The following is a 21990-nucleotide window of genomic DNA, read 5'->3' on the forward strand; positions in this document are numbered from 1 at the left end:
ACCTCGGTAGGGGCCGGAAACCAGTTCCAGTATACACGTTGATTTTTTGAGTACGCTCGTATAGCTACCTATCTACCTCGCGAGGGGCCGGAAACTTGCAGACCGACGCCTTAGCCATTCAGCCAATCCGAGTAAAACACCCTATTACCCCCTCGAGGGGCCGGAAACAGGCTTCCTTATGCTTTTTTACAAAGTCATTGATGGGTATAGCTACCTATCTACCTCGCGAGGGGCCGGAAACTGATTGTATGTGCAATACTGATGTGTCTTGATGGTATAGAACCCTATTTACCTCGCGAGAGGCCGGAAACCTTCCCTGTTGCCGTTTTAAAGCTAGGGTTATCAGTATAGCTACCTATCTACCTCGCGAGGGGCCGGAAACCACGCTCTAAATTTTGGAATCATCCCAAATCCTCGTATAGCTACCTATCAACCTCGAGAGGGGCCGGAAACCGTGTAATTCTTTCTGAAGTTGTTTGATTTTTTTGATTGGTATAGATACCTACCTACCTCGCGAGGGGCCGGAAACATAGATGGGAAGTATTCAAAATCAGCGTTTCCATCGTATAGATATCTATCTACCTCGAAAGGGGACGGAAACAGAATTGCTAAAAGGGTCATAATGTAAGACGTAATATGTATAGATACCTATCTACCTCGAGACGGGATGGAAACTTTATTACCGCAGCAGTAAGGGATGTCAAACCTGTAACGGTATAGACACCTATCTACCTCGAGAGGGGTCGGAAACTGTCCATTGACAATATTGACAAAAGTATTCTCAACTTCTCCGTATAGCTACCTATCTACCTCGAGAGGGGACAGTTTCATAAGGGCAAAGGATTCCAAAAGTAAAAGAAAAAAGCGCTCATGAGAAAGCAAAAGCGCAATTGTATCAATAAAGGAGGCATATGAAACGCATCGAACTATCATTTAAGCGGATTGACCAATCACCGAGCGACCTATCGACAAAATTCCAAGGTTTTCTCATGGAAAAGCTAGAACCAGACTATGTGACTTGGTTACATGAACAGGAGACCAACCCCTATTCACTAAAAATCATCCATCAAAAGGACAAGACCCTATGGTCCCTTCATCTCCTGACGGATGAGGCTGTCAAGCAGATTCTGCCTGTTCTATTGGAGCTCAAGAAAGTAGAGCTTCATGATTTACCGACTCTCATGGTAGAGTCTGTGTCCATGCAAGATCTCAGTTCGGAGCAACTCTTTGAGTTTTTTAATGAAAACCAAGATCGGTCACTCTACACCATTCATTTTCAAACTCCGACAGGATTTCGCTCTCAGGGAGAGTACGTACTCTTTCCGACCATGCGCCTCATCTTTCAGAGTTTGATGATGAAGTATGCACGTCTGGTCGAGAATCGTCAGGAAATCGAAGAGGAAACCCTGGACTACTTGGTCAAGCATAGTAGGGTTACCAGTTATCGATTGGAGTCCAGCTATTTTAAAGTCCATGGCAAAAAAATCCCTGGTTTCAGGGGGAAATTTACCTTTAAAATTACAGGTCCAAATACCTTGAAAGCATATGCCAATATGCTTCTAAAATTTGGGGAGTACTCAGGTCTCGGTATGAAAACTAGCTTAGGGATGGGAGGTTTAGAACTTGAAGAAAGAAAAGATTGATTTAGTTTATGGGTCGCTTTTGCACGCTATCAGCAAGGTGATTCAAGGTTCCAGGTATGATGAGAAAGACCTAGGTACCATTGGGTCCGAATGGTTTAGACGCTTTTCGGATAATGAAAAAATAGCCCAGCAGATAGCCAAGGCGACTTCTAGTGATTTACCGACGGACTTGGCTTCTGATAGTTTGGTCTATATCACGTCAGCTGCGGCAAAGATTGCTTCAGGACTAAAAGGGCCAGTAAGAACTCATGGAGGAAAAGAAGATTTCCTAAGCAAACAATCGGATATCTTCAATGTATTTTCAGATAGCCCTAGTCAGCGTTATCTCGATGCACGACTATTAGAGCTTGACGGGGAACCAAACTATGCTAAGGGAACGAGTGAGCCGTCTGACCAGTCAGACTATGACCTGATAGTAGGGACCTTAGAAAAAGAGTTTGAGAGATTGGACTTTAGCCAATCTGAGATAGATGCCCTTTTGAATCTCCTTGAGGCTACTCTTTCCTATGTGACTGTTTCGACAAGAACCAAGGAATTATCGGATATTTCTCTAGCAACCTACAGTCGTCTGACAGCTGGCTTTGCCCTAGCTGTAGAGGACTATTTAGCAGACAAGAATTGCCGTGACTATGAGAAAGTGCTGGGACAAGACTTAGAAGCTTTTTATAGCGAGAAGGCCTTTTTATTAGCAAGTTTTGACCTGTCAGGGATTCAGGATTTTATCTACAATATCGCAACAGCTGGAGCTGCCAAGCAACTAAAAGCACGTTCCTTGTATCTAGATTTTATGGGGGAACATATTGCTGACAGCTTACTGGAGAAGTTAGAGCTTACAAGGGCTAATCTCCTCTACGTCGGTGGAGGGCATGCCTATTTTATCCTTCCAAACACCGAAAAAACTAGAGAAACCTTGGCTAACTTTGAAGCAGAATTCAATCAGTTTCTGGTCGAGCATTTCCAGACAGGTCTGTACGTAGCATTTGGTTGGAGTCCGTTTTCTGCCAATGATATGACAACGACACTGGCTGACTATCGAAAAGTCTATCAAACAACCAGTCGGATGATTTCTCAAAAGAAAATTTCTCGTTATGATGCCAAAACTCTCCTTGAACTCAACCAAGGAGGAAAAAGTTCTCAGAAAGAATGTGCAATTTGCCACTCAGTCGAAAAGCTTACCAAGTATAAAGATCAAGAGGTCTGCCATATCTGTGCAGGAATGTATCGCTTTGCCAAGGAAATACAAGAAAACTACTATATTGTGACAAAAGAAAAAGGCCTGCCGATAGGTCCGGGAGCCTATATTAGTGGTATTTCAAAAGCCGACCTTGCCAATGAAGAGTGGGACCGTATTTATGTAAAGAATAGCTATAGTACAGATATCCTAAAAGCAACCCATGTCTTTGTCGGAGATTACAAGTATGATGAGATTTACGAGTACGCCAAATTATCTCAGGATAGTGAAACTGGACAAGGAATCAAGCGTCTGGCAGTCGTTCGACTAGATGTGGATGACCTAGGAGCCGCCTTTATGGCTGGGTTCTCTTATCAAGATAGTGGCAAGTATAATACTCTGGCACGTTCAGCGACCTTCTCTAGAAGTATGAGTCTCTTCTTTAAGGTCTATATCAACCAGTTTGCCAAAGAGAAAAAACTATCGATTATTTATGCCGGTGGAGATGATGTATTTGCGATCGGTTCCTGGCAGGATATTATTGAGTTCACTATTTGTCTCCGACAAAACTTTATCAAGTGGACAAATGGTAAATTAACCCTATCAGCGGGGATTGGCCTCTTTCCAGATAAAACTCCAGTTAGCCTCATGGCTGAGGAAACTGGTAAGCTAGAAGGAGCAGCCAAGGATAACGATAAGGATAGTATTTCCCTTTTTGAAAAAGCCTATACCTTGAAGTTCGACCAATTTATTGACAATGTCTATAATGGGAAACTGAAGAGCATTCGTTACTACTTTAATATTCAAGATGAGCGAGGAAAGAGTTTTGTATATAGACTTATTGAGCTCCTTCGCAACTACGATCGTATGAATATTGCTCGATTAGCCTATTATTTGACCCGTTTAGAAGATCAAACTTCTAAGGATAAAAAAGAAGAGTTTAAAGAGTTTAAAGACTTATTCTTTTCTTGGTATACAGGTAGTGATAATGAACGTAAGGAAGCAGAGATAGCTTTACTTCTATATATTTATGAGATTAGAAAGGATTCATAGATGGCAATTTTAACAGATGATAATTACGTAGATAAAGCAGAGAATGTTATTAAATCACTGAATCGAAACACTAGAGATTCTAGGAACCCTGAAGCATTCATTTTAACAACCAGCAAAATTAGAAACCTACTAAGCTTGACGAGTACCCTCTTTGATGAAAGTAAGGTTAGAGAGTATAAGGATTTAGCTGACAAAATTGCTTATTTGAGAGTGCAGTTTGTTTATCAATCGGGCAGAGAAACTGCGGTTAAAGACTTAGTGAAAAAAGCTGAAATTCTAGACATTTTAAAAGAAATTAACAATAAAGAAAGTCTCCAACGTTTTTGCCGCTATATGGAAGCACTAGTAGCTTATTTCAAATTTTATGGAGGAAAAGATTAATGGCATTTGCAAAAATTCAAGTAAAAGGACAAATTCGTCTAGAAACAGGACTTCATATTGGTACAAGCAATGCTTTTGCGGCAATTGGGGCTACTGATTCTCCTGTAATCAAGGATCCTATTACTAACTTACCCATTATTCCTGGTTCAAGTATCAAAGGGAAGATGCGCAGTCTCCTTTCAAAAGTTCATAATGAACGACTAGCTAAGAAACCAGGAGAAGATGGAGAAATTCTAAGTCGACTCTTTGGGAACAGTTCTGATAATCGCTATAAAATGGGGCGACTCATTTTTAGAGATGCTTTTTTAATCAATAAGGACAAGTTAGATTCATTAGGGGTCAAGAGTTATACTGAAGTTAAGTTTGAAAATACTATTGACCGTATCACTGCTGAAGCGAATCCAAGACAAATTGAACGTGCCATCCGTGAGAGTGCTTTTGCATTTGAATTAATCTATCAAATCACAGATGACAGTGAAGATCAAGTGGAAGAAGATTTCAAAGTAATACTTGATGGATTAAAACTTCTGGAACTTGATTATATAGGTGGATCTGGCTCTCGTGGATATGGTAAAGTTGTTTTTGAGGCTCTTAAAGCAAATACAGTTTTCGGAAACTATGATGTTAGTAGATTGAATGAACTTTTAACTACGGAGGTCTAGTATGACCTATAAGATGTATATTATGAACTTTCAGTCTGCTCACTTTGGAGCAGGTACTCTGGATAGTTCTAAAATGACTTTTGCAGCTGACCGATTATTTTCTGCCTTAGCTATTGAGGCGAAAAAAATGGGAAAAATGGAGGAATTTGTGTCATTAGCAGGTCAAGATGATTTTGTTTTGACTGATGCCTTTCCTTATCAGTCAAGTCCATTTTTACCGAAGCCGATTGGATTTCCAAAGTTTGATCAGCAAGACTTAACAACGGATGTTAAAGAAGTAAGACGTCAAGCGAAAATGGCAAAGAAACTTCAGTTTATTCCTTTAGATAAATTTGATTCGTATGTAAATGGGACGCTTTTTGAAGATGCAGAACATGCAGTAACAAACATCATCACTAAAAACCAACCTCATGTGGATGGACATCTTTATCAAGTTTCTACCGTTCGATTTGCAGATCAGTCTGCTCTCTATGTTATTGCTACCGAATCAAACCTCTTGAATGAACTCATGACAAGTTTGCAGTACGCGGGAATTGGGGGTAAACGTTCTAGCGGCTATGGACGGTTTGATTTAACCATTACAGACATACCTGATGCTCTTAAAAATCGTCTTACTAAGGTCCATCAAGGAACAGTCATGGCCTTAACAACTTCTTTACCCATTGAAAAGGAACTTGAACATGCTATGGAAACTGGTTCCTATTTACTAAGTAAATCAAGTGGTTTTGCCTTTAGTACAGAAACTAATGAAAATTATCGTAAGCAGGATTTATATAAGTTTGCTTCTGGATCTACTTTCTGTGAAACCTTTACAGGACAGATTGTAGATGTAAGGCCTCTTGATTTCCCGCATGAAGTATTAAACTATGCTAAGCCACTATTTTTCAAGATGGAGGGAGAAAGATGAAAACAGAATATAGAACCTTTCAATTCAGCCTCCTAGCCATGGCCCCTATTCATATTGGGAGTGGTGAGAAATACACTTCACGAGAATTCATCTATGAGAATCGTCGCTATTATTTCCCGGATATGGGTAAGTTTTACAATCGGATGATGGAAAATGGACTGGATAGAAAGTTTGAACAATTTCTTCAGGAAACAAAACCAAGTGCTAGGAATAATCGCTTGATTTCTTTCTTAAATGACAATAGAATTAGTGAACGTTCCTTTGGTGGCTATAGCATTTCTGAAACTGGTCTGGAAACAGAAAAGAACAACCAGAACCCCAGATCCGGTTCTATAAATGAAGTAGCTAAGTTTATGAGAGATGCCTTTGGAAATCCTTATATTCCAGGGAGTTCCTTGAAGGGGGCAATCCGAACCATCTTAATGAATACCAATCCTGACTGGAATAATAAAAATGCAGTTGATTTTCGTGGGAGAAGTCCTAAAGAAAACAAAAAAATGATTCCATGGGGGGCAAAAAAGGGTCAAGAATTTAATGACTTGTTTCATGCGATTCGTGTTAGTGATAGTGAGTCATTTAACAATGAGCAGATTATTCTAGTTCAAAAATGGGATTATTCTGCTAAATCACTAACTGCCAAGCCTCTTCCTTTATACAGGGAAGCAATCGCACCCTTAACTAAAATCAATTTCACCATTACTACAACTACTAAGGAAGCTGGAATCTTAATTGAGGAATTAGGTCAGAGAGCGCAAGCCTTCTACAAAGAATATAAAAACTTTTTCTTATCAGATTTTCCTGAAAATAAAATTCAACCAAATCTTCAATATCCTATCTATTTGGGAGCTGGAAGTGGAGTTTGGACAAAGACCTTGTTTGAACAAGCGGATGGAATCTTACAAAAACGGTATAGTCGAATGAAGACTAAGATGGTTGGAAAAGGTGTTTTGAAACTGACGAAAGCGCCGGATAAGAGCATTAAAACCAATAAAGGAGAACGGAAATTGATCATTAATAGCGATTCCTTCTATGAGATGGGAAAAGCGAATTTCATGATTAGGGAGATTTTACAATGAAAATTTTGATATCCGCTGTTAGTGCTTCAGATCCGATTAGAGGATTTCAAGATGGTGCTCTAGTTCATATTGCAAGAAAGTATCGTCCAGATAAAATTATTATTGTGTATTCTGATAAGATGCTTCCTAACAAAGAGCGAAATAATAAAGTTCTTTTCTCTATATCTGAAAACTATAGACCAGAAATTATTATTCATGAAAAAATAATTATTGGTGAGGATGTATTTATTTTCGATAAAATGTATGATGAATTCTCAAAAATAATTAATGAATGTTACTCAAAAGAAGATGAATTTATTTTGAATCTTTCTAGTGGGACACCACAGATATGCGCTGCTCTTTTTATTATCAACCGTTTGAGTGGTATAAATGTCAAAGCAGTTCAAGTTGCTTCTCCACAACAGGGGCCAAATACAGAAGATAAACATGATATAAGTGAAGATATTGATGTTTTGATTTCATTAAATGAAGATAGTACCGATCAGTTTGTGGATCGTACTTTGGAAGATAGTGCGGAGAAATTTAGTCAGGATTTAATGAAGAAAACTATTCGTGATTTTATTACTAAATATGATTATAAAGCTAGTTTAGAGTTAGCAAATCAATTACCAGATTTTTCTGGTTTGAAAGAAGCGCGTAAAAAATTGCAAGATATTGTAGATGCGCTAGATAGACAAGATATTCCCCAAACTTTTAAAAATAGAAAATGGAGTGATGAGAAGAAGAAGGTTCTCAATGCTTATCTAACAATTGAATTGCAAAAAGAACGTGGGAATTTCAGTGAAGGACTCATTAGAATTAAAACCTTGACTGAATTTATCTTGGAAGATTATATTGATAACCGTTATCCAGGATTATTGGATAGATATGTAGATGAATCAGAAAAATATTTCTTGGGAATTTGGGATTATAGTAAAATTCTTAAAGAAAAAAAAGAGTGGACTTTATATAATCAAATTAAACCGATGATCAATATGAACACTTCACGAAATACAGTAGCCCATAGATTAGATTCTATAAAATCTGAAGACTTAAAACAGATGGGTCCTGTTCTAAAAACCTTAAAAGGGCTAGTTAAAGAACAGTATCAATTTAATGAAAAAGATTTCAATTTCTATAAAGAATTAAATAAGGAATTATTGGAATTATTAAAGTAACGAGGTGAAAGTTTGACTATTTTAATCTCAGCAGTGGGAACGACAGATCCAATTAGTAATAATAGAGATGCGGCTTTATTACATATTGCACGCACTTATAGACCGGAGAAGATTGTTTTAGTTTATAGTGAGGAGATGCTGATCAAGAAAGATCTCATTGAGCAAGCTATTTTTTCCATAGAAGATTATCATCCTGATGTGACAATTGAGTCAACAATTCTAAAAAATGATGAGGTTTATCTATTTGATAAAATGTATGAGGTTATGGGACAGATTGTTGAAAAACATTCTGGAACTGATCATCAATTAATCTTAAACCTATCTTCAGGAACGCCTCAGATGATTTCGGCTTTATTTGCCCTCAATCGAATCAAAGATTATAATACTCAGGCTATCCAGGTTGCAACTCCTAACAAATCAGCAAATAGAAAGTATGTGCCACTTTCAAGTGAAGGTGAACAGAAGCTTTTTAACGAGAACGAGGATAACCAAAAGGATTACGAAGATCGTACTATTAAAGATGAGGCTGAAAAATTTAATCAATCTTTAATCAAACGTCATTTAAGAAATCTGATAGCTTCCTATGATTATCTTGCCGCAGAAGAACTTGTTACAAAAAAAGAATACAATAACTTACTTTCTAAAAAGAAATTATCTTTTTTACGAGCTATATTAAATGACTTTGTAAAAGTATTTAAAACCCAAGCTATTTTAAAAGATATTCAAGACTATCCATTGACAGATGTTGAGAAGAAAGCCCTTAATTACTTTTTAATGATAGAAGTCTTGAAAGAGAGAGGACAAGTAGCAGATGTCTTAATCAAATCAAAGTCTTATGTTGAATTTATCATCGAAGAAAAGATCAAAAAAGATTATCCTGATTTAATCAAATATGATGGGGCCTTACCAAAATTAAATGAAGAATACAAAGATTTTGATAAGATTTTAGATTTTATTGATTTAGAATTTAAAAAAGCAAAAGGAATAGAAAATGAAGAGGAAAGAATTTATTCACCTCAATCAACCTTAAACCTTTTATCTTATGAGAATATTCTAACTTTTTATCAAGTCTCTCCTGACTTACTGAAGTCACTTAAGGTTATTACCGGTCTAAATAGTGAGCGTAACAAAGTTGCACATGGACTATCGGAAATTGATGGTAAAATAGTAAATTCTAAAAAATTGAACCAGACAATAGATACCTTACGTTTTGTTCTTCAGGATACATTTAATATTGAAGATCATTATTTTGGATATTATCAAAAAATCAATAACAAATTACTAGATTTACTTCGTTCTTAACGAACAACCATATTTTGAAAGATTTCTACTTGGTTCAAATTACTATTTTGTACTATTTGCTTAGGACGATTTCCAGTTGACGCAAGCTTAAAAAAACGTTATAATAAGAAAGTTGAGAATTGATTTTCAGTTGTCTTAGTCCAGAGAAATGGCGGTGCTGCGAGCCATCTAAGCTAGAAAGTCATGCTACTCAATCATACAATTGCATAAGAACAAGAGAATGACAAGTTCATTGAATGAAGGTGGTACCGCGGTTTTTCGCCCTTCGTGAAATGGCTTGTCTTTTGATTTTTGGAGGTGTTGATGAAAACATTTCTTGTCAAACAAAAGTTTCGTCTTGGAGGCGAACGCTTCGCTATCAAGGATGATAGGGGAGAAATCGCCTATCAGGTAGAGGGATCATTTTTTAAGATTCCCAAAACTTTTACCATCTATGATGTTAATGGTGAACAAGTCAGTCAGATCAGTAAAGAAATCTTGACCTTGCTTCCTCGTTTTGAGATTCAGCTTCGGGATGGCTCGAGTTTTGTCATTCGCAAGAAGTTGACCTTCTGGCGAGATAAGTATGAGTTTGATAATCTGGGTCTTCGTGTCGAGGGCAATATCTGGGATTTAAATTTCAAATTGCTGGATGATCGCGATCAGCTGATTGCGGAAATTAAGAAGGAACTCTTCCATTTGCCTCTACCTATAGCGTAACGGTTCTGGAGGACGCTTATGCAGACCTAGTCATTTCCCTCTGTGTCGCGATTGACTATGTGGAAATGCTGGAAAGCCAATCACATTAAACAAGTAAATAAGGAGACAATATGAAACAACTATCTAGTGCACAAGTACGCCAAATGTGGCTTGATTTCTGGGCGACCAAAGGTCACTCAGTAGAACCATCAGTGAGCTTGGTTCCTGTAAATGACCCTACACTTTTGTGGATCAACTCTGGGGTAGCAACGCTTAAGAAATACTTTGACGGGACCATTATCCCTGAAAATCCACGTATTACCAATGCCCAAAAGGCTATCCGTACCAACGATATTGAAAACGTAGGGAAGACTGCACGTCACCATACCATGTTTGAAATGTTGGGGAACTTCTCTATCGGGGATTACTTCCGTGACGAAGCTATCACTTGGGCTTATGAGCTTTTGACAAGCCCAGAATGGTTTGACTTCCCAGCTGAGAAACTTTACATGACCTACTATCCAGACGATAAAGATTCTTACAACCGCTGGATTGCAGTAGGAGTGGACCCAAGTCACTTGATTCCAATCGAGGACAACTTCTGGGAAATCGGTGCAGGACCTTCTGGACCAGATACAGAGATCTTCTTTGACCGTGGAGAAGCATTTGACCCAGAAAATATCGGTCTTCGTCTCCTTGCAGAAGATATCGAAAACGACCGTTACATCGAAATCTGGAACATCGTTTTGTCACAATTTAACGCAGACCCTGCTGTTCCTCGTAGCGAGTACAAGGAATTGCCACACAAAAACATTGATACGGGCGCTGGTTTGGAGCGTTTGGTGGCGGTTATCCAAGGGGCTAAGACCAACTTTGAAACGGACCTCTTCATGCCAATCATTCGTGAAGTGGAGAAATTGTCTGGTAAGGTTTATGACCAAGATGGCGACAACATGAGCTTTAAGGTTATCGCTGACCACATTCGTTCTTTGTCATTTGCCATCGGTGATGGTGCCCTTCCAGGAAATGAAGGTCGTGGTTATGTCCTTCGTCGTCTTCTCCGTCGTGCCTCTATGCATGGTCAAAAATTGGGAATCAACGAGCCTTTCCTTTACAAACTCGTTCCAACCGTTGGTAAGATCATGGAAAGCTACTACCCAGAAGTGCTTGAAAAACGTGACTTTATCGAAAAAATTGTTAAGAGCGAGGAAGAATCCTTTGCTCGTACCCTTCATTCAGGTCAACACTTTGCCCAAGGTATCGTAGCAGACTTGAAAGAAAAAGGTCAATCTGTCATTGCTGGTTCAGATGTATTTAAACTTTACGACACTTATGGATTCCCAGTTGAATTGACTGAAGAAATCGCTGAAGAGGCTGGTATGACTGTAGACCGTGAAGGTTTTGAAGCAGCCATGAAAGAACAGCAAGAACGCGCGCGTGCGTCAGCTGTTAAGGGTGGCTCAATGGGTATGCAAAATGAAACCCTTCAAAACATCACTGTAGAAAGTGTCTTCAACTACAATGCTAGCCAATTGTCTTCTAAATTGGTGGCTATCGTAGCGGATAATGCAGAAGTAGAAGCTGTGTCAGAAGGAACTGCCTCACTTATCTTTACGGAAACGCCATTCTACGCTGAAATGGGTGGACAGGTAGCTGACCACGGACAAATCTTGGATGAGTCTGGTTCGGTCGTGGCTACTGTAACAAATGTTCAAAAAGCTCCAAACGGACAAGCTCTTCATACAGTTGAAGTCCTTGCACCGCTTGCCTTGAACCAAGAATATACCTTGGCAATTGATACAAATCGTCGTCACCGTGTTATGAAAAACCACACTGCGACTCACTTACTTCACGCTGCCCTTCACAATATCCTTGGAAACCACGCAACACAAGCAGGATCTCTTAACGAAGTTGAATTCCTTCGCTTTGACTTTACTCACTTCCAAGCTGTAACTGCTGAAGAATTGCGTGCAATTGAACAGCAAGTCAACGAGAAAATCTGGGAAGCTCTTGAAGTGAAGACAGTTGAAACGGATATTGACACTGCTAAAGAAATGGGAGCCATGGCCCTCTTTGGTGAGAAATACGGCAAAGAAGTCCGTGTTGTGACTATCGGCGACTACTCTATCGAGCTTTGTGGTGGTACCCACGTTGGTAACACTTCTGAGATTGGTCTCTTCAAGATTGTCAAAGAAGAAGGGATCGGATCAGGAACTCGCCGTATCTTGGCAGTGACTGGTAAGGAAGCCTTTGAAGCTTATCGTGAACAAGAAGACGCTCTTAAAGCTGTCGCAGCAACCTTGAAAGCACCTCAAGTCAAGGAAGTGCCTCACAAGGTAGAAGGACTTCAAGAACAACTTCGTCAACTTCAAAAGGAAAATGCTGAGTTGAAAGAAAAAGCCGCAGCTGCAGCTGCAGGCGACATCTTCAAGGATGTTAAGGAAGTCAACGGTCACCGTTACATTGCTAGCCAAGTGTCTGTATCAGATGCAGGTGCCCTTCGTACTTTTGCAGATAACTGGAAACAAAAAGACTACTCTGATCTTCTTGTCCTAGTTGCTGCTATCGGAGACAAAGTCAATGTCCTTGTAGCAAGCAAGACAAAAGACCTTCATGCAGGAAACCTTGTCAAAGAATTAGCACCAATCGTCGATGGACGTGGTGGTGGTAAACCAGACATGGCCATGGCGGGAGGAAGCAACCAAGCTAAAATCCAAGAATTGTTGGATGCAGTAGCAGGTAAATTGTAAGACAATAAAGATCTATCCATTTGGGTAGGTCTTTTTGTGAATGCAAAAAAGCCAAATCCGCTTGGAACTGGCTGGTTATCATTGGCTATTATACTCAATGAAAATCAAAGAGCAAACTAGGAAACTAGCCGCAGGCTGTACTTGAGTACGGCAAGGCGACGTTGACTTGGTTTGAATTTGATTTTCGAAGAGTATTAGATTGTATTGGCTGCCCAGACACTTACCGAAGCAGCTGAGACTGGGAATTGTCCATAACCTTCCTCATCGATTGTAACTTGACCTTGGTGGTTTTCAAGTAAATCTACGAAGGTTTGGTTAGCCCATTCTTGACCGACAAACATTGATTTGCTGTTTTCTTGGTCATTTGAGATAAGGACTGCGATTGGGGATTGATTTTCAGCACCTGAACGTACCCAACCGATACAGTTAGCATCATCAAAGTAGTCATTTTGTTCTCCATATGCCAAATCTTTTCGGATGGCTAGGAGACGATCAAGGACTTCTTTGAAATCTTGTTGAGCATACTGTCCTGAAATCCCATAGTAGTCTCCGTAAAAGACACATGGAAGGCCATCTTGGCGTAACAGAATGAGGGCATAGGCTGCTGGCTTGAACCATTCTTCAACAGTAGACTCAAGGGCCTGTCCTCGTTGGGTATCGTGGTTGTCGACAAAGGTTACAGCCTTGTAAGGTTTGAGTTCAACCAAGCTATCTGTGAAAATACCACGAAGGTCATAGTTTGCGCCAGCTTGACTGGCTTCAAAGAGATTCTGGTGGAGACGAACATCGACAAGGTCAAAGCGTTCTTCTGTTTTTTCAAGGTAGTCTAGATTGGCTTCCTTATCAGGATTCCAGAATTCACCAAAAACATAGAAATCTTCACCGTATTTTTCCTTCATATCTCGGATGAAATTGCGCATGAAGAAAGAGTCAATGTGCTTAACAGCATCCAAGCGGAAACCAGCTACACCAGTCGTTTCCATGAACCAGTCAGCCCAGTCATAGATATTTTGGATGACTTCAGGATGTTTAAAGTCTAGGTCGGCATACATGAGGTAGTCGTAGTTACCATTTTCGTTATCGACCAATTCCTCATTTGCCCAACCCTTGTTGTCTCCTTGAATCAGATAAATCCCAGACTTGCGGCGTTTGGCATCATAGTCTGTACCGGTGAAGTGGTACCAGTGCCAGTGGAAGTCATTGTAGGTATCTTGGCGACCATCGAAGGTAAAGCTAGTCCAGCCATTGATGGTGAATGGTTCCCCAAGTTCAACTGTACGGTCTACAGGATTCACTTCAATAACCTGAAAGGCTTCCATGTGATCAGCAGCAGCCTTGTGATTGAGCACCACATCTGCCATAGGTTGAATTCCCTGTGCTTTTAGAGCTTGAATGGCTTGAAGATAGTCTTCTTTAAAACCATACTTGGTGCGGACAGTTCCTTTTTGATTAAACTCTCCTAAGTCGAATAAGTCATAGACCCCATATCCGACATCTTTTTCATTGGTAGCCTTGAAAGCTGGTGGCATCCAGACATGACTGATACCGAGATCAGCTAGGTGTGGAGCATCTTCAGCCAGACGCGTCCAGTGCTGACCGTCGTGGGGCAGATACCATTCAAAGTATTGCATGAGTGTTTGATTTTGCATGATGTTTCCTCTTACTTGTCAATCTTGTTCTTTATTCTATCATAAAGTATTGGTTAGCTCAAACGTTTGCGTAAAACTGAATAATAAGTTTTTGACTATTTTATATAAAATGTTGATTTTTAAAATGAAAGCGCTATAATTATAGTAAATTACATAGATAAAGAGAGGAGATTTCTCATGATTGAATTTCAAAATGTTAGTAAGTTGTATGGTGATAAAGAGGCTTTGAGCAATCTCAATCTGCAGATTGAAAATGGAGAGATTATGGGCTTGATTGGCCATAATGGGGCTGGAAAATCGACCACCATAAAGTCTCTAGTCAGTATCATTTCACCAAGTAGTGGTCGTATTTTGGTAGATGGTCAGGAGTTATCGGAAAATCGCTTGGCTATCAAACGAAAAATTGGCTACGTAGCAGACTCGCCTGACTTATTTTTACGCTTAACGGCCAATGAATTTTGGGAATTGATTGCCTCATCCTATGAGCTAACTAGCTCTGACTTGGAGGCTAGTCTAGCTAGGCTATTGAACGTTTTTGATTTTGCTGAAAACCGCTATCAGGTTATTGAAACCCTTTCTCACGGAATGCGTCAGAAAGTCTTTGTTATCGGAGCACTCTTATCTGATCCTGATATTTGGGTCTTGGATGAACCCTTGACAGGTTTGGATCCCCAGGCTGCCTTTGATTTGAAGCAAATGATGAAGGAACATGCACAAAAAGGCAAGACGGTCTTGTTTTCAACCCATGTCCTAGAGGTAGCTGAGCAAGTCTGTGATCGGATTGCCATTTTGAAAAAGGGGCATTTGATCTATTGTGGTAGCGTAGAGGACTTGAGAAAAGACCACCCAGACCAGTCTTTGGAAAGTATCTACCTTAGCCTTGCAGGTAGAAAAGAGGAGGTTTCAGATGCGTCTCAAGGTCATTAAAAAATTAGTTGATATCAATATCCTCTATTCATCTCAAGAAGCTAATCTGGCTAACCTACGAAAGAAGCAAGCTAAGAATCATGGAAAAAAAGTAAATGTTTCCGCTAGAGTCCTCAGTTCTTACATTTTTTCCAGTCTCTTGATGCTCTTCATGTTTATAAATATAGCCTTTCGTTTTCCTTTTGAGGAAATGCCAAGTTTTTTTAGTAGCATGGTTGCTATTTTACTGGTGTTTGCCTTTTCAACTTCTTTCACTGCATTTTACAATGTCTTTTATGAGAGTAAGGACTTGGCATTGTATAGGCCCTATGCCTTTAAAGAATCAGAGATTATAATTGCTAAAGGACTGTCTGTCCTCTTGCCAGCTCTAGCTGGAATTGTACCAATCCTAGCTTATTTTCTAGTCCTCTATATTAGGCTAGCTCCTTCTCTTTGGCTGGGCTTGCCTTTGATGCTGCTGTCCTTGGCCTTGTTATTTGTCTCTGTTACTTTAGTGATGGTAGTGGCAGTACATTTCTTGGCTCAGACTAGGGTCTTCAGAAAGTATCAGTCTATTTTTGCCAATGTGATGATTGGGATAGGAGTTCTCATACCTTTAATATTTGTCCTCTTTCTACAGTCGACTTTTGGAAGTATTGTTGACAAAGTTAGAGACATTCCATTTCTCCTTTATCCTCTTCATATCTTTTACAAAATAGCAGTGGAGCCTTTTTCGACAGAAGCCATACTGGGTCTGTTAGCTTGGATAGGACTAACTCTCTTCCTGCTTTATCTGACCAAAAAGAAGGTCCTTCCTCGTTTTTATGACGTGATTCTGCTTAATAGTGAGGAGAAGCTCAAAAAAGAACGTCGCAGTAAGGAGAGAATTTCAACTACTAAAAAAGGATTTTTCCGCATGGTTTTGCGCTACAATCTCTCCCTCTTGGGACAGGGAACTGGCGTGGTTACAGTGCTTTTTACAAGTGCTTTCCTTCCTTATCTCATGATGATCGGTCTGATTTCCAAAATTCGAGATTCTCAGATAGTTCCGGACATTCATCCTCCATACTGGTTACCCTTGTTTTTCATAGCTCTTTTTATATCTGTTGTCAATAACAATATCACCAGCCTGCATTCAATTGCCTTGTCTTTAGAGAGGGAAAATGTTGATTTTCTGAAGAGTTTACCCTTTGACTTTGCTCGTTATGTGAAAGTGAAATTTTGGATTATCTTTGCTGTCCAGTCCTTTTTACCAATTCTGACTTTACTTGGTCTTTCTCTATATTTAGGTTTGCCCATCCTTTCGATGATTTACCTTCTTGTGGCATGGTTCCTTGCCAGTGTCATCCTTTCTTGCCACCATTACCTTAAGGACGTGAAAAATTTGTCAACCAATTGGAGTAACATTACGGACCTGGTGAACCGTTCAAATCGTATAGTAGCAATAGTTTTACTCTTAATTTATAGTGTTATCTTAATGATTTTAGTCATAGCAAGTTTGTTCTTGGTTCAGTCTCTCTCCACTATCTTTGCCATCAGCTTGGGAGTAGGAGCTCTTATCCTTCTGCTTGGTCTTGCTATATTTAGCTATCATTACTACCTGTCACGCATATTAGCAGAAATAGAAAAAAGATGAGATAGTTGGTCGCTTGATTGATAAATTTTATAAAAAGAAATGCTCCTCCAAGACGGAAGAGCATTTTTTATTGTGATTTTGATTCGGTTTCTGCAGCCTCGGGATGGAGTTCTTGGTAACTTAGTGCTTTGAAAAGATCAGTACTGGTTTTACCTTGTCGTTGGCTAAATAGACTAGTTGACTGACTACCTTTTTCCTGTTCAATCTTTTGCAGAATTGGTAAGGAATTGAGGTAAGAAATGCTTTCTGTATTAACTGTTCCAAGATGATCTTTTTGGTAGAAACGTATCAAATCACCAGTTTGAATCTGGTCGCTGATTTTTAGCTGTTGACTGGCTGCCTGACGAACGCTTTCCAGTTCACTCTGAGCTTGTTCATCAAGATTGCTGATTTCAAGACCACTTTCAGTATAGTAAGTTCGTCCATCATAACTGGTGTATTTAGGTGTGACGAAGGAATTGGCAGTTCGAAAAGCAACGATTTCTTGATGGTCTGGAGACAGAAGGTCTTGTCCAACTTGAAGGAAGGTATTGGACTCAATACCAAGGAGGTGTTCGAGAGTTGGTAAGATATCGATTTGTCCACCGTAGGTATTGATGATTTGTCCTTTTTCATAGCCAGGCATGACCACCATAAAAGGTACTCGTTGCAACATGGCATTGTCGTAATTCGACCAGTTCTCAGAAGTCTTTCCAATCAAAGGTGCTAGGTCAGGATTGCGGGAATTGGAAATGCCATAATGGTCTCCGTAGATGACGATGATAGCTTTTTCATATAGGCCACTTTCTTTGAGATAGTCAAAGAAGGCCTTAATGGCACTATCCAGATAGTTAGCCGTTTGGAAGTAGCCGTTGATTGTTTCATCTTTGGTTTTAGCCAGTGGGAAACCAAGCTCATCGCCTGTCAGATTGCTAGCATAAGGATAGTGATTGGACACCGTGATATACTTAGTATAAAAAGGCTGCTGTAAATGCTCCAGATACTGGATAGAATCTTTCATCATGATTTTATCATTCAAACCATATTGGAAAGAATTGCTACTGTCTTGCTTAGTAAAATAGGCTGCGTCAAAGAAGTATTGGTAGCCCCATTGTTTATAGGTCGTATTTCGATTCCAGAAGGTCCCGATATTACCGTGAAAGACGGCACTCGATTGATAGCCGTTTTTTGATAGGATAAAAGGAGCTGCCTGCTGAGTATTGGTACCACCGTAATTGACCATAAAGGAACCTTGGTCAAGTCCAAACAAACCAGTCTCCAGCATGGTTTCCGCATCTGAGGTCTTACCAGCCTTGACTTGGTTAAAGATATTAGAAAAGGCTAGGGTTGATTGCGAATGGTAGAGTGAATTTAGGAAGGGAGTGACTTCATGATCAGTTCCATCTATGTTGAGTTTATAGTCAAGCAGGAATTGCTGGAAACTCTCCAAGTGGAGATAGATTACATTTTTCCCTTTGGCCAAGCCAAAATAGTCTGGATTGGGCTTAGCAGCATGTTCTTGAATATAATCTGTAATAGGTTGCAGGTCAGTCTCAGAAGCCTTGGCACGTTCTTTGTTGGCGCTGTAAGATTGGTTGGCACTATAACCTAAAAAGGCTGGCAAACTAAGGGCACGAACAACATAATAATTAGAAAATCCTCGCGACAGGAGATCGGGACGTTCAATCTCTGCTAAGAAAAGGTTAGCTGAAAAGAGGAGGGCTGAAAGAGCAGTGATAGCAACACTGGAGCGGAATTTGAAAGGTCTCCTATCCAAATGGATGAATTTTTTAAAGAAAAGGAAAGTCAGCACTGGAAAATCCATAAAATAGAGAAAATCCCAAGGACGTAGCAACTCTAGTTCTGCAGTACCAACAGACACCTTGCTGGCAACCTTCATGGTATTAGCCGTGATAAAGTCACTAAATTCTCGATAGTAAAAGACATTGGAATAGAGCCAAATGAATAAAAGGCTATAAATAACTATACTAATACTATAAAAAATCTTGGTTGACCGAGCATAGAGGGCTAGAGCTAGCAAGAGGAGGCCCAAAGGAAGGGGGTTGAAAAAGGCGATAAAGGCAAGGTAATTTCCCTGCAACTTGCCCAATTGAATATCTAAATTAAAGTCAACGGTATAGGCTAATAAGGTTTTAAGCCAATAGAGGATTAAGAGGGTTAGGACAAAACCCAGTCTGGTACCCATGGTTTTTTGGATTTTGTTAAAATTGATTCTCACACAATTACTTCCTAAGTTTTTATTACTATATATTATACCATTTTTTAAAACTAGAGTAAAAAAGCAAGGGTAGTTTCTTTTTTGAGAATTGTCACAAAATTTGCTATAATAGTGACTATGAATAAAATAAGAGTCAGCAAAAGGGTTGAAAAAAAGCTTTCCAAGGGGCTTGTTTTACTAGAATCTAGTGATCTTGCAGATGTTTATCTCAAGAATCAGGAAGTAGAAGTCCATAGTCAAGATGGAAACTTTCTTGGGACTGCCTACCTTTCTCAGCAAAACAAGGGTTTGGGCTGGTTTGTTAGCACAGATAAGATTACCTTTAATCAAGCTTTCTTTGAAGCACTGTTTGGACAAGCTAAAGAAAAGAGAAAATCCTATTATCAAGATGATTTGACAACTGCCTTTCGTCTCTTTAACCAAGAGGGAGATGGCTTTGGTGGTCTGACAGTGGACCTTTATGGTGACTATGCTGTCTTTTCTTGGTATAACTCTTATGTTTATCAGATTCGCAAGGTTATCTCAGAAGCCTTTAGACAGGTTTTTCCTGAGGTGTTAGGGACCTATGAGAAGATCCGCTTTAAGGGATTAGACTATGAATCTGCCCATGTTTATGGTCAAGAAGCACCTGACTTTTTCACTGTTCTGGAAAATGGTGTCTTGTATCAAGTCTTTATGAATGATGGCTTGATGACAGGGATTTTCCTAGACCAGCACGAGGTTCGTGGTAGCTTGGTTGACGGGTTGGCTATGGGTAAATCCCTGCTCAACATGTTTTCCTATACAGCAGCCTTTTCAGTAGCTGCAGCCATGGGAGGAGCTAGCCAGACAACTTCAGTTGACCTAGCCAAACGTTCACGAGAATTGTCTCAAGCGCATTTTCAGGCAAATGGAATCAGCACAGACGACCATCGTTTTGTAGTCATGGATGTCTTTGAGTATTTCAAGTATGCCAAGCGAAAAGGCTTGACTTATGATGTGATTGTCCTAGATCCGCCTAGCTTTGCTCGGAACAAAAAACAAACGTTCTCTGTGGCCAAGGATTATCACAAGTTGATTTCCCAGAGTCTTGAGATTTTAAATTCGGAAGGGATTATCATTGCCAGTACCAATGCTGCCAATGTATCCCGCCAGAAATTTACAGAACAAATTGATAAAGGCTTTGCAGGAAGAAGTTACCAGATTTTAAACAAATACGGTCTTCCAGCAGATTTTGCCTATAATAAAAAAGATGAAAGTAGTAATTACCTCAAGGTGATTAGTATGAAGGTTAGTAAATGAAATTAATCGTTTCAGTAATGCCAAGAAGTTTAGAGGAGGCCCAGGCTCTGGACGCCACGAGGTACCTGGATGCAGACATCATTGAATGGCGTGCCGACTATCTGCCTAAAGAAGCGATTTTGCAGGTGGCTCCAGCGATTTTTGAAAAATTCGCAGGTCGGGAGTTGGTTTTCACGCTGCGAACTCGCTCTGAAGGGGGAGAAATCGACCTTTCTCCAGAAGAATATATCCATCTAATCAAGGAAGTGGCGCAACTCTATCAACCAGACTATATTGATTTTGAGTACTATAGCTACAAGGATGTTTTTGAGGAAATGTTGGACTTCCCAAATCTCGTTTTGAGTTATCATAATTTTCAAGAAACACCTGAAAATATGATGGAAATCTTGTCAGAGTTGACGAGCTTAAATCCAAAACTTGTTAAGGTTGCAGTGATGGCTCATACAGAGCAGGATGTGCTAGACTTGATGAACTATACACGAGGTTTTAAAACCCTCAATCCTGAGCAGGAGTATGTAACTATTTCTATGGGTAAGGTGGGCAAGGTTTCTCGTATCACTGCGGATGTGACTGGTTCTAGCTGGTCCTTTGCAAGTCTAGATGAGGCCAGTGCACCAGGTCAGATTTCTCTAGCTAACATGAAAAAAATCAGGGAGATTTTGGATGAAGCTTGATGGCTATACACGTTTAGCTGCCGTTGTTGCAAATCCTATAAAACATTCTATTTCCCCCTTTATTCACAATAGGGCCTTTGAGGCGACAGCTACCAACGGTGCTTATGTGGCTTGGGAGATTGAAGCGGGTGATTTGGCAGAAACAGTGGCTAATATTCGTCGCTACCAGATGTTTGGCATCAATCTGTCTATGCCCTATAAGGAGCTAGTGATTCCTTATTTGGATGAGCTGAGTGACGAAGCGCGCTTGATCGGTGCGGTCAATACGGTTGTCAATGAGAATGGCAATTTAATTGGATATAATACAGATGGCAAGGGATTTTTTAAGAGCTTGCCTTCTTTTACAATTTCAGGTAAGAAGATGACCTTGCTGGGTGCAGGTGGTGCGGCCAAGTCCATTTTGGCACAAGCTATTTTGGACGAAGTCAGTCAGATTTCAGTCTTTGTTCGTTCAGTTTCTATTGAAAAAACAAGACCTTATCTAGACAAGTTACAAGAGCAGACAGGCTTTAAAGTGGACTTGTATGCTTTAGAAGATGTTCCTGAACTGCAAGCAAGGATTGCCGAGTCGGATTTACTGGTCAATGCGACAAGTGTAGGGATGGATGGTCAATCCTCTCCAGTTCCAGAAAGCATAGTCCTATCAGAAACTCTTTTAGTAGCAGATATCATTTACCAACCCTTTGAAACACCATTTTTGAAATGGGTTAGAAGTCAGGGTAATCCAGCGGTCAATGGTCTGGGAATGTTGCTTTATCAAGCTGCAGAAGCTTTTCAACTATGGACAGGCAAGGAAATGCCGGCGGAAGAAATTTGGAAGTCCTTAACAGAAAAATACCAATAAAG

General features: G+C 39.8%; 16 protein-coding genes and 1 pseudogene. 15 read left to right on the plus strand and 2 right to left on the minus strand.

Annotated elements, in window-relative coordinates:
- Positions 1-911 precede the first annotated feature (911 nt).
- From cas6 to alaS, 10 genes and pseudogenes are all read left to right on the plus strand, one after another.
- Positions 912-1643 carry a CRISPR-associated endoribonuclease Cas6 gene (gene cas6 / locus N5909_RS00540; RefSeq protein WP_033681615.1) on the plus strand — a complete coding sequence of 244 codons (732 nt, stop codon included), beginning with the start codon at positions 912-914 and terminating at the stop codon, positions 1641-1643.
- Positions 1624-3867, plus strand: coding sequence for a type III-A CRISPR-associated protein Cas10/Csm1 (gene cas10, locus N5909_RS00545; RefSeq protein WP_033681616.1), 2244 nt, complete (start codon positions 1624-1626; stop codon positions 3865-3867). The genes cas6 and cas10 overlap by 20 nt, the downstream gene beginning before the upstream one ends.
- The gene (gene csm2, locus N5909_RS00550; protein WP_033681617.1) at positions 3868-4248 is read left to right on the plus strand and encodes a type III-A CRISPR-associated protein Csm2; all 381 of its coding nucleotides are present in this window, start codon (positions 3868-3870) and stop codon (positions 4246-4248) included.
- The gene (csm3, locus tag N5909_RS00555; protein WP_033681618.1) at positions 4248-4910 is read left to right on the plus strand and encodes a type III-A CRISPR-associated RAMP protein Csm3; all 663 of its coding nucleotides are present in this window, start codon (positions 4248-4250) and stop codon (positions 4908-4910) included. The genes csm2 and csm3 overlap by 1 nt, the downstream gene beginning before the upstream one ends.
- Position 4911: 1 nt before the next feature.
- Positions 4912-5817 (plus strand): type III-A CRISPR-associated RAMP protein Csm4, encoded by a 906-nt coding sequence (csm4, locus tag N5909_RS00560; RefSeq protein WP_033681619.1) that lies wholly within the window; start codon positions 4912-4914, stop codon positions 5815-5817.
- On the plus strand, positions 5814-6893 hold the full coding sequence (csm5, locus tag N5909_RS00565) for a type III-A CRISPR-associated RAMP protein Csm5 (protein ID WP_033681620.1): 1080 nt from the start codon (positions 5814-5816) through the stop codon (positions 6891-6893). Before csm4 ends, csm5 begins: the two co-directional genes overlap by 4 nt.
- On the plus strand, positions 6890-8050 hold the full coding sequence (csm6, locus tag N5909_RS00570) for a type III-A CRISPR-associated CARF protein Csm6 (RefSeq protein ID WP_033681621.1): 1161 nt from the start codon (positions 6890-6892) through the stop codon (positions 8048-8050). The genes csm5 and csm6 (N5909_RS00570) overlap by 4 nt, the downstream gene beginning before the upstream one ends.
- A gap of 12 nt (positions 8051-8062) precedes the next feature.
- Positions 8063-9352, plus strand: coding sequence for a type III-A CRISPR-associated CARF protein Csm6 (gene csm6, locus N5909_RS00575; RefSeq protein WP_033681622.1), 1290 nt, complete (start codon positions 8063-8065; stop codon positions 9350-9352).
- A 303-nt stretch (positions 9353-9655) separates the two neighbouring features.
- Positions 9656-10140, plus strand: a pseudogene (locus tag N5909_RS00580) (LURP-one-related/scramblase family protein).
- Between the two features lie 21 nt (positions 10141-10161).
- Positions 10162-12780 carry an alanine--tRNA ligase gene (gene alaS / locus N5909_RS00585; RefSeq protein WP_271630645.1) on the plus strand — a complete coding sequence of 873 codons (2619 nt, stop codon included), beginning with the start codon at positions 10162-10164 and terminating at the stop codon, positions 12778-12780.
- 194 nt (positions 12781-12974) lie between these two features.
- Here alaS and N5909_RS00590 read toward each other — a convergent pair whose 3' ends face one another.
- On the minus strand, positions 12975-14429 hold the full coding sequence (locus N5909_RS00590) for an alpha-amylase (RefSeq protein WP_271630647.1): 1455 nt from the start codon (positions 14427-14429) through the stop codon (positions 12975-12977).
- A gap of 177 nt (positions 14430-14606) precedes the next feature.
- Here N5909_RS00590 and N5909_RS00595 point away from each other — a divergent pair, with 177 nt between their 5' ends.
- Together N5909_RS00595 and N5909_RS00600 are read left to right on the plus strand one after the other, a co-directional pair.
- The gene (locus N5909_RS00595) at positions 14607-15356 is read left to right on the plus strand and encodes an ABC transporter ATP-binding protein (protein WP_033681625.1); all 750 of its coding nucleotides are present in this window, start codon (positions 14607-14609) and stop codon (positions 15354-15356) included.
- Positions 15337-16971, plus strand: a complete 1635-nt coding sequence (locus tag N5909_RS00600) for a hypothetical protein (RefSeq protein WP_033681626.1) — start codon at positions 15337-15339, stop codon at positions 16969-16971. Before N5909_RS00595 ends, N5909_RS00600 begins: the two co-directional genes overlap by 20 nt.
- Positions 16972-17038: 67 nt before the next feature.
- Here the strand turns inward: N5909_RS00600 and N5909_RS00605 are convergent, their stop codons facing one another.
- On the minus strand, positions 17039-19156 hold the full coding sequence (locus N5909_RS00605; RefSeq protein ID WP_033682022.1) for an LTA synthase family protein: 2118 nt from the start codon (positions 19154-19156) through the stop codon (positions 17039-17041).
- 150 nt (positions 19157-19306) lie between these two features.
- Between N5909_RS00605 and N5909_RS00610 the strand changes: the two genes are divergently transcribed.
- Genes N5909_RS00610 through N5909_RS00620 form a run of 3 tightly spaced genes read left to right on the plus strand, consistent with a single transcriptional unit; the run spans position 19307 to position 21988 of the window.
- Positions 19307-20470 (plus strand): class I SAM-dependent rRNA methyltransferase, encoded by a 1164-nt coding sequence (locus N5909_RS00610; RefSeq protein ID WP_271630648.1) that lies wholly within the window; start codon positions 19307-19309, stop codon positions 20468-20470.
- Positions 20467-21144 carry a type I 3-dehydroquinate dehydratase gene (gene aroD / locus N5909_RS00615; protein WP_000767765.1) on the plus strand — a complete coding sequence of 226 codons (678 nt, stop codon included), beginning with the start codon at positions 20467-20469 and terminating at the stop codon, positions 21142-21144. The genes N5909_RS00610 and aroD overlap by 4 nt, the downstream gene beginning before the upstream one ends.
- Positions 21134-21988, plus strand: coding sequence for a shikimate dehydrogenase (locus N5909_RS00620; protein ID WP_033681627.1), 855 nt, complete (start codon positions 21134-21136; stop codon positions 21986-21988). The genes aroD and N5909_RS00620 overlap by 11 nt, the downstream gene beginning before the upstream one ends.
- The last annotated feature ends 2 nt before the right edge of the window (positions 21989-21990 follow it).

Source organism: Streptococcus gwangjuensis (assembly GCF_028156745.1).
In the GTDB taxonomy this organism is placed as follows: Bacteria; Bacillota; Bacilli; order Lactobacillales; family Streptococcaceae; genus Streptococcus; species Streptococcus gwangjuense_A.